Source organism: Aliishimia ponticola, assembly GCF_004803475.1.
GTDB classification, from domain to species: Bacteria; Pseudomonadota; Alphaproteobacteria; order Rhodobacterales; family Rhodobacteraceae; genus Aliishimia; species Aliishimia ponticola.
The window spans coordinates 276,496-290,880 of record NZ_SRKY01000001.1; the positions used below are offsets into that span (position 1 = coordinate 276,496).

12 protein-coding genes are annotated in these 14,385 nt (G+C 64.4%); 9 read left to right on the forward strand and 3 right to left on the reverse strand.

Features of this window, described 5'->3' with window-relative positions; genetic code table 11:
- The first annotated feature begins 105 nt into the window (after positions 1–105).
- The 3 genes from E4Z66_RS01360 (at position 106) to der (ending at position 3,728) form a co-directional block, all read left to right on the forward strand.
- Positions 106–786: a tetratricopeptide repeat protein gene (locus tag E4Z66_RS01360; protein ID WP_136461145.1), complete on the forward strand. Its 681-nt coding sequence runs from the start codon at positions 106–108 to the stop codon at positions 784–786.
- A 25-nt stretch (positions 787–811) separates the two neighbouring features.
- Positions 812–2,170 (forward strand): PQQ-like beta-propeller repeat protein, encoded by a 1,359-nt coding sequence (locus E4Z66_RS01365; RefSeq protein WP_342773433.1) that lies wholly within the window; start codon positions 812–814, stop codon positions 2,168–2,170.
- 106 nt (positions 2,171–2,276) lie between these two features.
- A complete protein-coding gene (gene der, locus E4Z66_RS01370) occupies positions 2,277–3,728 on the forward strand; it encodes a ribosome biogenesis GTPase Der (RefSeq protein ID WP_136461146.1) in 1,452 nt (483 codons plus the stop codon).
- 18 nt (positions 3,729–3,746) lie between these two features.
- Here der and E4Z66_RS01375 read toward each other — a convergent pair whose 3' ends face one another.
- Complete coding sequence (locus E4Z66_RS01375) at positions 3,747–4,463, reverse strand: tryptophan-rich sensory protein (protein WP_136461147.1); 717 nt, start codon at positions 4,461–4,463, stop codon at positions 3,747–3,749.
- Between the two features lie 94 nt (positions 4,464–4,557).
- Here E4Z66_RS01375 and E4Z66_RS01380 point away from each other — a divergent pair, with 94 nt between their 5' ends.
- The 3 genes from E4Z66_RS01380 (at position 4,558) to E4Z66_RS01390 (ending at position 8,223) form a co-directional block, all read left to right on the forward strand.
- Positions 4,558–5,640, forward strand: coding sequence for a DUF2235 domain-containing protein (locus tag E4Z66_RS01380; RefSeq protein ID WP_136461148.1), 1,083 nt, complete (start codon positions 4,558–4,560; stop codon positions 5,638–5,640).
- A 90-nt stretch (positions 5,641–5,730) separates the two neighbouring features.
- On the forward strand, positions 5,731–6,840 hold the full coding sequence (locus E4Z66_RS01385) for a DUF8173 domain-containing protein (RefSeq protein WP_136461149.1): 1,110 nt from the start codon (positions 5,731–5,733) through the stop codon (positions 6,838–6,840).
- A 108-nt stretch (positions 6,841–6,948) separates the two neighbouring features.
- On the forward strand, positions 6,949–8,223 hold the full coding sequence (locus E4Z66_RS01390) for a tetratricopeptide repeat protein (RefSeq protein ID WP_136461150.1): 1,275 nt from the start codon (positions 6,949–6,951) through the stop codon (positions 8,221–8,223).
- Positions 8,224–8,262: 39 nt separating this feature from the next.
- On the opposite strand, the gene serS is transcribed toward E4Z66_RS01390, so the two are convergent.
- Positions 8,263–9,555 (reverse strand): serine--tRNA ligase, encoded by a 1,293-nt coding sequence (gene serS / locus E4Z66_RS01395; protein ID WP_136461151.1) that lies wholly within the window; start codon positions 9,553–9,555, stop codon positions 8,263–8,265.
- Between the two features lie 51 nt (positions 9,556–9,606).
- On the reverse strand, positions 9,607–10,401 hold the full coding sequence (locus E4Z66_RS01400) for a trypsin-like serine peptidase (RefSeq protein WP_168797694.1): 795 nt from the start codon (positions 10,399–10,401) through the stop codon (positions 9,607–9,609).
- Positions 10,402–10,687: 286 nt separating this feature from the next.
- Here E4Z66_RS01400 and yajC point away from each other — a divergent pair, with 286 nt between their 5' ends.
- Genes yajC through E4Z66_RS01415 form a run of 3 tightly spaced genes read left to right on the forward strand, consistent with a single transcriptional unit; the run spans position 10,688 to position 14,384 of the window.
- Positions 10,688–10,966, forward strand: coding sequence for a preprotein translocase subunit YajC (gene yajC, locus E4Z66_RS01405; protein WP_136461153.1), 279 nt, complete (start codon positions 10,688–10,690; stop codon positions 10,964–10,966).
- A 33-nt stretch (positions 10,967–10,999) separates the two neighbouring features.
- On the forward strand, positions 11,000–13,636 hold the full coding sequence (gene secD / locus E4Z66_RS01410) for a protein translocase subunit SecD (RefSeq protein WP_136461154.1): 2,637 nt from the start codon (positions 11,000–11,002) through the stop codon (positions 13,634–13,636).
- Positions 13,629–14,384, forward strand: a complete 756-nt coding sequence (locus tag E4Z66_RS01415) for a sulfite exporter TauE/SafE family protein (protein ID WP_136461155.1) — start codon at positions 13,629–13,631, stop codon at positions 14,382–14,384. Before secD ends, E4Z66_RS01415 begins: the two co-directional genes overlap by 8 nt.
- Position 14,385: the final 1 nt, after the last annotated feature.

The following is a 14,385-nucleotide window of genomic DNA, read 5'->3' on the forward strand; positions in this document are numbered from 1 at the left end:
AGACCTGCAATACAACGAGTTTTTCCTGCGCTTCGCGGGGCCGCTGCCACTTGGCTTGTCGGGCGGGGCGCTGTAAGACGGGCAAAATTGCCAGTGGGGAGCGCAATGAGCGACACCGACAGTTTCATTGAGGAAGTCACCGAAGAGGTCCGCCGCGACAAGCTTTACGGCTATTTGCGTCGCTATGGCTGGATCGCAATTCTTGCGGTGCTGCTGATCGTCGGGGGTGCGGCGTGGAATGAGTATCGCAAGGCGCAGGCAGAAACCAAGGCGCAGGCATTGGGCGATGAAATCGTCGGCGCGCTGACCCAGCCCAATGCCGCGGCACGTGCGGCGGCGATCTCCTCGGTCGAGGCGGATAATCCCGAAGCGGCGGCGCTGGTGGATATGATTGCGGCCTCTGAACTGGCGGCGACGGGCGACACGACCGACGCGGCCGCGCGGCTGGAAGCGATTTCGGTCAATCCCGACGTGCCGGAAGTCTATCGCCAGATCGCCGCGTTCAAGGCACTGCTGGTTGGCGCGGCGGATCAACTGCCCGCGGAACGCTTTGAAGGGTTCAGCCGGATCGCAACGCCGGGCCACCCGATGCGCGTATTGGCCGAAGAACAACTGGCCCTGATCGAGATCGAAACCGGCCAGCGCGAAGCGGCAATCGCCCGCCTGCAAGCCATCCTGAATGACGCCGAAGCAGGCACTGACTTGCAACAGCGGGCATTGCAGGTGATTGTGGCGCTGGGTGGGGAGCCGGATGTCTCGGTTCTGCCGCAGACTGACAGCAATTGACCGGCGACAGACCGGGAGCACCGGCATGGCACAGATGATCGAGCAATCCTTGAAGACGACATTGAAGTCCCGAACCCCGCTTCTGGCGGGCGTTCTTTTGTCAGCGCTGGTGCTGACCGGCTGCGAAGAACCGGATCGGGTCCTGCCGGGTCTGCGCGAAGATCTGCGCGACGTGCTGGAAGATCCCGAACCCGTCGTGGCGCAGCAAGACACTTCGCAACCGATTTCCCTTGGTGCCACAAGCGCCAATGCGAACTGGGCCCAGTTCTGGGGCGCGCCTGCCAACCGCACGGCGCATCCGGCGCTGTCCGCCGCGCCGCAACTGGTCTGGAGCGCGGATATCGGGCAGGGCAATGCGCGCCGCCAACGTATCACAGCCGATCCCGTCGTGGCCGATGGCCGCATCTATACGCTGGATGCAGGCGCGCGGGTGACCGCGACCTCGACCTCGGGCGGGACGCTTTGGACCCGCGATCTGACGCCGCCCAATGACGGCGCGGACGAGGCGACGGGCGGCGGTCTGGCCTATGCCAATGGGCGGCTGTACGTCACGATCGGTTTCGGATTGCTTGCCGCGCTCAACGGCACCGATGGCAGCACGATCTGGACGCAAGAGCTGGACGCCTCCAGTTCCGGCGCGCCCAGCGTGTCCGGTGATCTGGTCTATCTGACCTCTGGCGACGAAACCGGCTGGGCGATCGACGCCGCCACCGGCCGGGTCCGCTGGCAGATCGGCGCGGCGAAAAGCGTTGATAACGTGCTGGGCGCACCGTCTCCGGTGATCAGCAACGGGCTTGCGCTCTTTGCGTTCGGCTCCGGCGATGTGCAGGCGGTGTTCCCCAAAGGTGGCCTGCGCCGCTGGGATGCCACCATCGTGGGCGAACGGCGCGGCTATGCCAGCGCCGAGGTCAGCGACATCACCGCACCGCCCGTGGTATCGGGCAGCAATGTCTATGTGGGCAACCAATCGGGCCGTGTCGTCGCGCTGAATATCGGCAGCGGCAACCGCGTCTGGACCGCGCAAGAAGGCGCGGCAGGACCGATCTGGCCGGCGGGGGACAGCGTGTTCTTCGTCACCGACCTCAATGAACTGGTGCGCCTCTCGGCCAAGGACGGAAGCCGCATCTGGGGCACCAAACTGCCGAACTTCGTCAATGACCGTCCCCGCCGCCGGGCCGAAATCTATGCGCATTTTGGGCCGATCGTGGCGGGCGGACGCGTTGTGCTGGCCTCGTCCGACGGTCAGTTGCGCAGCTTTGACCCGACCAATGGCGCGCTGGTCAACAGCGTGGAAATCCCCGGCGGCGCGGCGACGACCCCGGCGATTGCGGGCGGCACGCTCTATGTCGTGAATGCCAACGGGCAGTTGCTGGCCTACCGCTAAGGCACCAAAGCATTGGCGCGGTAACGGGGCCTCCTGCGCAAGGGGGCTTCCCGCCGCGCGTGATTTCAGCTAAAGCCCCGTTTCTGTTAACCCGGAGCGTTTCCCGATGTCCTTCACGCTGGCCCTTGTGGGCCGACCCAACGTGGGCAAGTCCACCCTGTTCAACCGGCTCGTTGGAAAACGGCTGGCGCTGGTGGATGACCAGCCCGGTGTGACCCGCGATCTGCGCGAGGGCGCGGCGCGCCTGGGCGATCTGCGCTTTACCGTGATTGACACGGCGGGTCTGGAAGAAGTCACCGATGACAGCCTTCAGGGCCGGATGCGCCGCCTGACGGAACGGGCCGTGGATATGGCCGACATCTGCGTCTTCATGATTGATGCGCGTGTCGGGATCACGCCGGTGGACGAGCTGTTCGCGGAGATCCTGCGCAAACGCTCCGCCCATGTGATTCTGGTGGCGAACAAGGCCGAAGGCCGCGCCGGGGAGGAAGGCGCGCTTGAAGCCTATGCGCTGGGGCTGGGCGATCCGATCCGCGTGTCCGCCGAACATGGCGAGGGCATGAACGAGCTATACGCCGTGCTGCAACCCATCGCCGATGAACTTGAAGCCTCCACGCCCGATCCCGTGACCGATCTGGATGTGATGGATGACGACGAGGCCGAGGACGAAGAGTCCTACAAGCCGACCCGTGAGAAGCCGTTGCAGGTTGCCGTCGTGGGCCGCCCGAACGCGGGCAAGTCCACGCTGATCAACAAGATTCTGGGTGAGGACAGGCTGCTGACCGGACCGGAGGCCGGGATCACGCGCGATGCGATCTCGCTGACCCTCGACTGGCAGGGCACGCCCATGCGCATCTTTGACACCGCTGGCATGCGTAAAAAGGCCAAGGTGCAGGAAAAGCTGGAAAAACTCTCGGTCTCGGACGGTCTGCGCGCGGTCAAATTCGCCGAGGTCGTCGTGGTGCTGCTGGACGCGGATATCCCGTTCGAACAGCAGGATTTGCGCATCGCCGATCTGGCAGAGCGCGAGGGCCGGGCGGTTGTCGTCGCGGTCAACAAGTGGGATCTGGAAGAGAACAAACAGGCCAAACTGGCAGGGCTGAAAGAGGCGTTCAACCGCCTGTTGCCGCAGCTCAAGGGGGCGCCGCTCATTACCGTGTCCGCACGGACCGGGCGTGGGTTGGACCGGCTGCATGACGCGATCCTGCGTGCGCATGATGTCTGGAATCGCCGTGTGCCGACCGCCGCCTTGAACCGCTGGCTGACGGGGATGCTCGAAGCGCATCCGCCCCCGGCGCCACAGGGCCGCCGGATCAAACTGCGCTATATGACACAAGCCAAGACCCGGCCGCCGGGCTTTGTGGTGATGTGTTCGCACCCGGACAAGATGCCGGCGAGCTATACGCGCTATCTGGTGGGCGGGCTGCGTGAGGATTTCGACATGCCCGGCACGCCGATCCGGCTGACTTTGCGCGGGCAGGGCGGCGACAACCCGTACAAGGGCAAGCGCGAAAAACGCCCCGGCGCGCTTGGCAAGCACCTCAACAAGAAGAAATAGCCCGGCCGCCTCTGGGGCTTAGACCGGGCTGCTGCGCCAATCGCGGAAAGCGGCCACAAGGGCCAGAAACAGCACCAGCGCAGCCCCTGCGACGGCCAGCATCGTGATCTCGGTCATGGGCGTGCGATTGGCAACAAAGACGCCGATCAGCGCCCAGACCACCGCAAGGCCGAAGCCGGGCGCGCGCCCCAGTTTCCACTGGATCGCCACCGCCAACACAAGCGCAAGCCCAAGCATCGCCAGCGCCGCGATGCGTTCGCTGACAATTCCGTAGCCCGCAAGGCACAGCCCCAGCGCCACGCAAGAGGCCGCGGTCAACCAGCCCGCATAAAGCCCCACGGGCCATGCCGCGATCCCGCGATCATCGCGCGGGCTGCGCATCAGCGCGGCCACGGCGGTCAGCCACATGGCCCAGATCATCACCGTCGCAATCGGCGGGTTCTGCTGCGCCACGGGCAGCCAGGCGGCACCGATCGCCAGGGACAGGATCAGCGCCGGTCGCATCTCTGCCCAATCGGGATCGTCGCGGCGCAGCCACAGCCCGAACACCGCGCTGGCGATCAGCCACAGATAGATCAGGCCCCAGATCGAAAAGGCATATCCGGCTGGCTGCACCGGCGGGTCGTTCTGCGGGATCGGGAACTGCTCGGGCGAGAACCCGTTGAAGCCGGGCACAAGAAAGGGGCTGACAGCAAAAGCAAGCGTGACCACAAGGGTCAAAACGGCGGCTAACATGAAAAATACACTCTCCTGGCCTGCGGGGCTGCCCCGGACACGTTAACCTTGTATTATCCCGACAAGGAACAGGTTTTGAAGGGCTTATTGGATTATGACGCGGATTGCGGTTTTCTGTGACGGAACGTGGAATTCCCCGGACATCTCCGAGACGACGCATGTGCACAAGCTCCAGCGTGCGGTGCGGCACGATCCGACCCAGGGGCAGGTGTCGGTCTATTTCCGGGGGATCGGCACGGTCGAACGTTTCGACGGGCCGGTAAAACGCTTTGTCCAGAAATGGGGCGGCGGCGCTTTCGGCTGGGGTCTGGATGCCAAGGTCAAGGAAGCCTACCAGTTCATCGCGCAGGTCTATCAGCCGGGCGATGAGATCTACCTGTTCGGATTCTCGCGCGGCGCGTTTACCGCGCGTTCCGTTGCGGGGATGATCCGCAAATGCGGCATCGTCGAGGATACCACGCCCGCAGGCATCAACGCGGCTTTCGCGCTGTATCGCAAGCGCGGGGCGCGCAACCACCCGGACAAACGGCATATCCAGCAGGCGCGCCGGGCGATGTCGCCGCGCTTTGGCACCTCGCAGGACGATCTGGCGTGGCGCGCCGACGGGTCCGAACTGGTCCAGATCGCCTATGTCGGTGTCTGGGACACGGTGGGCGCGCGCGGTCTGCCGCTGGCGCTGCTGGGGCCGGTCGCCGCGCTTTGGAACCTGCAATACAAGTTCCATGACATGAAGCTCAGCTCTCTCGTGAAATCGGCGCGCCACGCGGTCGCGCTGGACGAGATGCGGCGGCTTTACCGCCCGGCGCTGTGGGACAATGTGGCCGAACGCAATGGCGACGCTTTCGCGGACCCGCTGCGGCCCTATCAACAGGTCTGGTTCGTCGGAAATCACGGCGTTGTCGGTGGCTCTGGTCAGGCGCAGCGCCTGTCCGCCATCACCGGTGACTGGATCTTGCAGGGGGCGGGGCGGCTCGCCCTCGATCCGGCGGTGATCTATCCGATCCTGCCGCCGGACCCGCTGGAGGACACCGAAGAGGTCGCGCCGAAATCCGGTTGGTTGAGCGCATGGCGCAAGGGGCCGAACAAGGCGCATGACCTGCATGACAGCGTCAATCAGCGCCGCAGCGGGCGCAGCGATTACAACCCGGGAAGCCTCAAACGTCTCTTTGGGCGGTGAATCGCCACCCCGGCGGCGTCTTTGATGTAACGCAAGGTCGCTGGGGCGGGCCGGTATATTCTGCCCCCGATAGTTTGGGGGAGAGATACCATGACACGTATTTTAGCTTGTTTCTTTTTGATCCTGACGTCCTCGGCGCTGTTGGCCGAAGAGCGGCCCGCAATTGTCGAAATGGGCGGCGACGTTTTCCAAGGCGGGCGCGTCGTGACCCATGATGCAGAGGGCACCGACGATCTGTTCATGGCCGGAGCCCGCGTCACCGGCAAACGCGATATCGCCGGATCGGCGCATCTGGCCGGGCGCAAGATCGTGATGGATGGCGAAGTGCAGGGGGACGCCTATGCATTCGGCGAAGAGGTCGCGTTGAATGGCGCGGTGACGGGGGATGCCACGCTCGCCGGGCGCGCGGTCAGCGTGCAGGATGTGGGCGGTGATCTGCGCATCGCCGGGTCCAAGGTGTCGGTTCTGGGCGATGTGCAAGGCTATGCCATGGTCGCGGGCGAAGAGGTGCGGATCGAAGGGCGGATCATGGGGGATCTGCGCCTTGCCGCCGAAGAGATCACATGGGGCGACACCGCCCAGATCGACGGGAAGCTGATCCTTTACGAGGACGACCCGGGCGAGACGACCGTGCCCGGCGGCGTGGTCGCAGAGGACCGGATCGACCGGCGCGAGATCGAAGACTGGGACGGCCCGCGCCCGCCGAGTTTCGGTCGGCTTTTGGGGAAATTCGTCCTTGGCATCCTTCTGGTGACAGGGCTGGCCGCGCTGGTGGCCGCATTGGTGCCGGATCGGCTGGCCGACATGCGGCGGCAGATGCTGGATCGCCCGTTCAACGCGCTTTGGATCGGCTTTCTGGCGCTGTCGGCGCTGATCGGCGCGGGCATTCTGGTGGGCATGACCGTGATCGGCCTGTTGCTGACGCCCGCCTTCATCGCGCTTGCGGTGGTCAGCGGCTTTGCGGGCTATGTGGTCGCAACCTATTCCTTTGGGGTGGGGCTGTTGCTTGCCGTGGGCCGGTCCCTGCCGGAAAGCCTGCCAGAGCGTATTCTGGCGGCGGCGATTGGCGCGCTGGTGGCGGCCATCATCGGTGTGATCCCGTTCCTCGGCTGGCTCTTCGTGCTGGCGCTGGTGCTGGCGGGGCTTGGGGCGATCACGATCCGGCTGCTGCGCCCGGCCTTCTTCGTCGGCGCGCCTTGATCGAAAAAGCGGCGCGGTGTGCTTGACGCCGCGCCGTTCAAGCGCCCTATGATGAATCGCTCTCTTCGATGGGCAGTGGGACAATAACACAGGCCGAGGGCGGCAGAGATGACACTGACAGACCATTACGGCAACGCGCTGAGCACAGGGGCCACCGCCGCGCGGGATGCCTATGACTGGGGCGTTGCCCTCCTATTGGCTGCCGGAAGCGGCGCGTTGGAGGCCTTCGATAGCGCCATTGCCGCAGACCCGGATTTCGCCCTGGCCCATGCGGGACGGGCACGGGCGTTTACAACGCGCGCACAGATGAAAGACGCCCGCGCAGCCATTGCAACGGCGCAAAGCCTTGCCGCCAAGGCCAGCGCACGAGAGCAAGCCCATATTGCCGCCATGGCTGCCATGATCGCCGGACAAAGCGCCGAGGCGCGGCGGCTGACCATGGCCCATGTGGCCGACCATCCGCGTGACGCGCTGGTGGCGCAGCTTTGTTCCAACGTCTTCGGCCTCATCGGCTTTTCCGGGGAAGTCGGGCGCGAGGCGGAACTCTTCGCCTATACCTCGCGCCTGCTGCCCCATTACGGGCAGGATTGGTGGATGATGTCGATGCACGCGCTCGCCTTGTGCGAAACCGGGCAAACCGATGCGTCGCTGGCACTGATGGAACAGGCGCTGGCGCTCAATCCGCGCAACGCCAATGGCGCGCATTTCAAGGCCCATGCCCTGTATGAACTGGGCGAGGTGACAGCCGGGCGGAGGTATCTTGACGACTGGATGACGGGCTATGACGCGACCGGCAGTCTGCATGGGCATTTAAGCTGGCACAGCGCGCTCTGGGCGCTGGCGGATGGCGATACCGATGGGCTGTGGCAGACGGTCGATGCGCGGATCGGGCCGCGCAGCACCTGCAGCCTGCCGATCAACGTGGTCACCGATACCGCCGCGATCCTGTACCGGGCGCAGATGGCCGGCGTCGCCGTCGCGCCCGAGCGTTGGTCGGAGTTAAGCGATTATGTCGCCGCGCGTTTTCCAAATCCGGGCCAGAGCTTTGTCGATATTCACGCGGCGCTGGCCTATGCTATGGCGGGCGAGGGCGAGAAACTGGCGCGGCTGGCCGATACGCAAACCGGCTTTGCCGCCGATCTGGTGCGACCGGTGGCGCGAGCATGGGCCGCGATGGCCGCGCAGGATTGGCAGGGCGCACTGGCGGAACTGACGCCCGTGATGGGCGAGGCCGTGCGCCTTGGCGGCAGCCGGGCGCAGCGTGACCTGCTGGAACTCAGCTATGTGAATGTTCTGATGAAGCTGGGTCTGACAGAAGAGGCGCGCCGTGTGATCACCACGCGGCGGCCTGTGATCGCCGGACAGATACGGGCCGCTGCCTGAAGCCGCGGCCCGGTCATTGGGGCGTTTGCAATCGGGCGCTCAGGCCAGGGTGCCTTGCGCCGTGATCCGGGTCTTGCCACCGAGATAGCCATGGATCGCTTCGGGCAGTTCGACAGAGCCGTCTTCCTGCTGGCCGTTCTCCAGCACTGCGATCAGGCAGCGCCCCACAGCCAGGCCAGAGCCGTTCAGCGTATGCACGAAATCCGGCTTGCCGCCCGCTTCGGGCTTGAACCGGGCATTCATCCGCCGCGCCTGGAAGTCGCCGCAGACCGATACGGACGAAATCTCACGATAGGTGTCTTGCCCCGGCAGCCACACTTCAAGGTCATGGGTCTTGCGCGCGCCAAAGCCCATATCGCCGGTACACAGAACCACCACGCGGTAGGGCAGGCCCAGCTTTTGCAGAACCGCCTCGGCGCAGCCGGTCATCCGCTCATGCTCGTCCAGCGATTTGTCCGGATGCGTGATGGAGACCATCTCGACCTTTTCGAACTGGTGCTGGCGCAGCATCCCCGACGTGTCGCGCCCGGCGCTGCCCGCCTCGGAGCGGAAGCAATTGGTATGGGCGGTCATGCGGATCGGCAGATCGGCCTCGTCCAGTACATCGCCCGATACGGTATTGGTCAGCGTCACTTCCGATGTCGGGATCAGCCACCAGCCATTCGTGGTCTGATAGGAATCCTCCGCGAATTTCGGCAATTGGTTCGTGCCATACATCGCTTCGTCGCGGACCAGAACCGGCGTGATCGTTTCCGTCAGCCCATGTTCGTTGACATGCAGATCAAGCATGAATTGCGCCAGCGCCCGGTGCACCCGTGCCACCGCGCCGCGCATCAGCACAAAGCGGCTGCCAGACAGTTTCGCGGCGGTCTCGAAATCCATGCCATCTTGCACGGCGGCGAGTTCGAAATGCTCCACCGGTTTGAAATCGAAGCTGCGCGGCGTGCCCCAGCGGCGGATTTCGACATTGTCATCCTCATCCGCGCCCTCGGGCACTTCGGGCAGCGCAAGGTTCGGAATGCCCATCAGCGCCATGCGCAGCTCTTCATCAAGCGCCTTGGCCTCGGCCTGCATCTGCGCCACTTCGGCTTTCTTCTCGGAGACAAGCGCGCGCAGGCGTTCGAATTCCGCCTCGTCGCCGCTGGCCTTCGCCGCGCCCACCGATTTGGAAGCCTTGTTCTGTTCCGCCTGCGCGGTTTCCGCCGCAAGGATCTTGGCGCGGCGCGCCTCGTCCATCGCCAGCAGGGAGGACGACACGGCCTCATGCCCCTGCCGCGTCAGCGCGGCATCGAACGCTTCCGGGTTCTCGCGGATCGCCTTGATGTCATGCATGTCTGTCACCTTCTGGTCGGTTGAATCGGTGGCGCCTCTATAGTGCGCCGCCTACTGCTCCGCCAGCATCTCGTGTACCCAATGCGGCATCCGCACGGCAATGGCCCGAATCCCGTCGGCGCGGCGCTCTTGCGAACTTACGACGGCAGTGACGACCCAATCGCCCGCATCATTGTGTTCCAGCACCGGCCCGCCCGAATTGCCGGACACAACGGGGCAGTTCAAACGCAGCAGGCGCGCGTTGCGCGACAGGACCGGGCAATCCTCGCGACCGCTCAGCATATGCGGCACAAAACGGTGATAGCCCGCGATGGTCACTTGCTCGGCCCGGTCAAGGCTAATGGGCAGGGGGGCGACCTCGGTGATCGGCTCTTCCAGAAAAAGCAGGCCGATATCGAACTGGATATTGATGTGGCTGCCAGTCTGGTAGCCGGGGTGGCGCACCACCCGTTTGATCTTGCGCGCGGCGATGAACTCGCCCCGGTCCCAGCCGGCCACGAAGACGCGGCTATTGGTCATCACGTCGGGATTTCCGGTGCAATGGGCTGCTGTCAGCACGACGGCGGGCGCGACCAGCGTGCCGGTGCAGTTGCCCTTGATCTTGAAGCCCGCGATATTCACCCGCCCCACGGCGCCAAGCTGCGCGGTCATCTCTTCGGGGAAGGCCGGCATGGAGGCCGACTGCTGCGCTGCCAGGCTCTGGGCCGGATCGGTCCGCGCGGCGGGCGCACTTTGCTGGGCTGCGGCGGGCAGGGCGGCACAAACCGAGACAACGCAGGACAGGGCCGCCAGCAGCAAGGCGGCGGGGCGGCGGATCTGGGTCAAACGGGCGGACATCGTCATCATCCGGCAAATGTGACGCCGATACGCGCCCCTGCCAAGGGGCACCGTGCCAAACCCGCCGCGTGGGATGGCACTTTTACGTGATGCCTGCCGCCCGATCCAGGCAAGGCGCCGCCCGCTGACACCGGCGCGGCTTGCGCGCTTTGGGCCGCACACACAGCATAGCAGGGATCGGCGCGGCGATTTTCGGGCCAATCGTCTTGCGCTCGGCGCAGGTGACGCATAGGTTCCTGCCGACTTGAGCGGGGCCAGTGCGCTCCCTTCCCCTAACACAGATGAAGAGCGCCACATGGAAGCCCTTGGACAATTCGTACCCCTGATTCTGATCTTCGCGATCATGTATTTCCTGCTGATCCGTCCGCAGCAAAAGAAGATGAAAGAGCATCAGGCGATGGTCAGTTCGCTGCGTCGCGGTGATCAGGTGGTCACCCAAGGCGGGCTGATCGGCAAGGTCTCCAAGGTCAAGGATGACAACGAAGTCGAAGTCGAACTGGCCGAAGGCGTCAAGGTGCGCGTGGTTCAATCGACCATCGCGCAGGTTCTGAACAAGACCGAACCGGCGAAGTAACTTCTTCCGATAACCCATTGAGGGCGCTGCGCAATGCTGCAAATTGAGACGTGGAAACGCGTGCTGATCTGGCTTACTGTTGTGGTGGGTCTGCTACTGGCGCTGCCCAACGGGTTCTACAGCCGGGTCGAAAGCCATAACGACGCGGTTCAGGCAATCGAGAGAAGCGGCGGCGTGGCCACGCCCGAGCAAGAGGCCGATGTCGCCCGCTGGCCCGGTATCCTGCCTTCGGGCTTGGTCAATCTGGGGCTCGATTTGCGCGGCGGCGCGCATCTTCTGGCCGAGGTCAAAGTCGATGACGTCTATGCCGCGCGGATGCAGGCCCTCTGGCCCGAAGTACGTGACGCGCTGCGTCCGCTGCGGGCCGAAATCGGCACCATCCGTCTGCAACAAGGCCCCGATGACGAACTTCGCGTTCGGATTTCGGAGCCCGCAGGCATGGCACAAGCCATTGAAATCGTGCGCGGTCTTGCGCGCCCGATCCAGACTTTCTCGGGTCTGGGCGGCACCGATATCGAAGCGATTCCCGATGGCGACACCATCATTGTCCGCCTGAGCGAGGACGAAAAGCGGGCCACCGACGAACGGACCATGGCGCAATCGCTGGAAATCGTTCGCCGCCGGATCGACGAGGCCGGCACGCGCGAGCCGACAATCCAGCGCCAAGGCAATGACCGTATCCTGATTCAGGTGCCGGGCATCGGCTCTGCCGCGGAACTCAAGGAACTGATCGGCACCACTGCGCAGCTGACCTTCAATCCGGTTGTTTCCACCACGGGCGACGAAAATGCCGCGCCGGGCGTGGGCAATGTCCTGCTGCCTTCCATCGATGAGCCGGGCCGTTACTACATCATCGAACGCGCGCCGGTCGTGACCGGGGAGTGCCTGGTCGATGCGCAGCCTGCCTTCGACCAGAATGGCGAACCTGCGGTGAACTTCCGGTTCAACACCACCTGCGCGCGGAAGTTCGGGGATTACACCGCCGAGAATATCGGCCAGCCCTTCGCCATCGTTCTGGATGACGAAGTCGTGTCCGCCCCGACGATCCAATCGCATATTCCGGGCGGGTCCGGGATCATCACCGGGCGGTTCTCGGTCGAGGAAAGCACCCAGCTTGCGGTTCTGCTGCGCGCCGGTGCGCTGCCCGCCGAACTGACCTTCCTCGAAGAACGCACCATCGGCCCGGAACTGGGCCAAGACAGCATCGACGCTGGCAAGACGGCGACGGCGGTGGCCTTCATCGCCGTGCTGGGCTTCATGGTGCTCGCCTATGGGCGTTTCGGGATGTACGCCAATATCGCGCTGATCATCAATGTGGGGCTGATCTTTGGCCTTCTCAGCCTGATCGGGGCGACGCTGACCTTGCCGGGGATCGCGGGGATCGTGCTGACCGTCGGGATGGCGGTGGACGCCAATGTGCTGATCTTCGAACGTATCAAGGAAGAGCTGCGAACAGCCCGGGGACCGGCCCGCGCCATCGAGCTTGGTTATGAAAAGGCGCTGTCGGCGATTATCGACGCCAATATCACCACGTTCATCACCGCTGTGATCCTGTTCATGATGGGCTCTGGCCCGGTGCGCGGCTTTGCCATCACGCTGGGTCTGGGGATCATCACATCGGTCTTCACCGCGATCTTCGTGACACGCCTGCTGGTCGTGATGTGGTTCGAACGCAAACGCCCGAAGACCATCAAGGTGACGTGGCTGCTGCGCGTGGTGAAGGACGACACCTCCTTCGACTTCTTCAAACGCGCGCGCCTGTGGCTTGGGATTTCCGCCGTCATGGTCGTCGTCGGCTTTGCCAGCTTTGCGCTGCAAGGGCTGAATTTCGGCATTGATTTCCGCGGTGGCACGACGATCCGGACGGAAAGTTCGCAGCCGGTGGATATCGGTGTCTATCGCGGCGCGATCGATGCGCTGGAACTGGGCGATATCTCTATCACCGAGGTGTTCGATCCGACCTTCGGGCCAGACCAGAACGTGTCCATGATCCGCATTCAGGCGCAGGACGGGGCCGAGGCGGTCACGCCGGAAACCATCGAGGCGGTCGAGGCGGCCTTGCAGACGGCTGTGACCGATATCCGCTTTACCGCCGTGGAATCGGTGGGGCCGAAAGTGTCCGGCGAGTTGATCCAGACGGCGGCCATTGCGGTGATGCTCGCGATTGGGGCGGTGCTGGTCTATATCTGGCTACGCTTCGAATGGCAGTTCGCACTGGGGGCCGTGGCGGCGCTGGTGCATGACGTGGTGCTGACCATCGGCGTGTTCTCTGAATTGCAGATCAAGTTCGATCTGGCGATCATCGCGGCGCTTTTGACCATCGTCGGCTATTCGCTGAACGATACGGTGGTGGTCTTTGACCGCGTGCGGGAGAACCTGCGCAAGCACAAGAAGAAGCCGCTGGCCGAGGTCATGAACATCTCCATCAACGAGACGTTGAGCCGGACGTTCATCACCTCGCTGACCACATTGCTGGCGCTAATCGCGCTGTATGTGCTGGGCGGTGACGTGATCCGGGGCTTCGTCTTTGCGATGATCTGGGGCGTGATCGTCGGCACCTATTCGTCGATCTTCGTGGCCTCGACCGTGCTGCTGTGGCTGGGTGTCAAACGCGACTGGTCCAAGCCCGACGCGAATGCCGGAACACAGTTCGCGAATGTAGATGCCTGATATTCTGGCCCAAGCCCTGGCGGTGCCGGGGCTTGGCTGGCTTGTCTTTGGCGCGGCTGTCGGCGGCATGGTCCGCGGCTTTTCCGGCTTTGGCACGGCGATGGTGTTCCTGCCCATCGCCGCGCAATTCATCCCCCCCGCATGGGCCATCCTGTGCCTGATCGCCATGGATATCATCGGCCCGCTTCCGGTGCTGCGCCGAACAGCGCGGCAGGCGAACCTGCGGGATCTGGCGCTGCTGACGGTCTTTGCAGCGCTGAGCGTGCCCTTGGGCGTCTGGCTGCTGACCGTCATCGCACCCGAGACATATCGCCTCGCACTGTGTGGGCTGACCATCGGCCTGGTGGTGTGCCTTGTCGGCGGGCTGCGCTATTCCGGCAAGCCAACTGGCGCGATGGTGGGCCTGACCGGCGCGGCGTCGGGCGTATCGGGCGGGCTGGCGGGTCTGCCGGGGCCGCCGGTCGTGCTGCTTTACATGGCGTCCAGCCTGCCGGTGGCGCAGGTGCGGGCCAATGCCATGCTGTTCCTGTTCATCGTCGATTTCCTGATGCTGGCCGCCCTTTGGGCTGCGGGCGCCTTTGCCCTGACGCCGATGCTGCTGGGCGCGATGCTGGCCATCCCCAACACGCTGGGCATCCTGCTGGGCCAAGCGATCTTTGACCCGGGCCGGGCGGGCGTGTATCGAGGGGTGGCTTACGGCGTGATCATGGCGTCCGCCGTGATGGGCTTACCGTTCTGGGACCAATAAA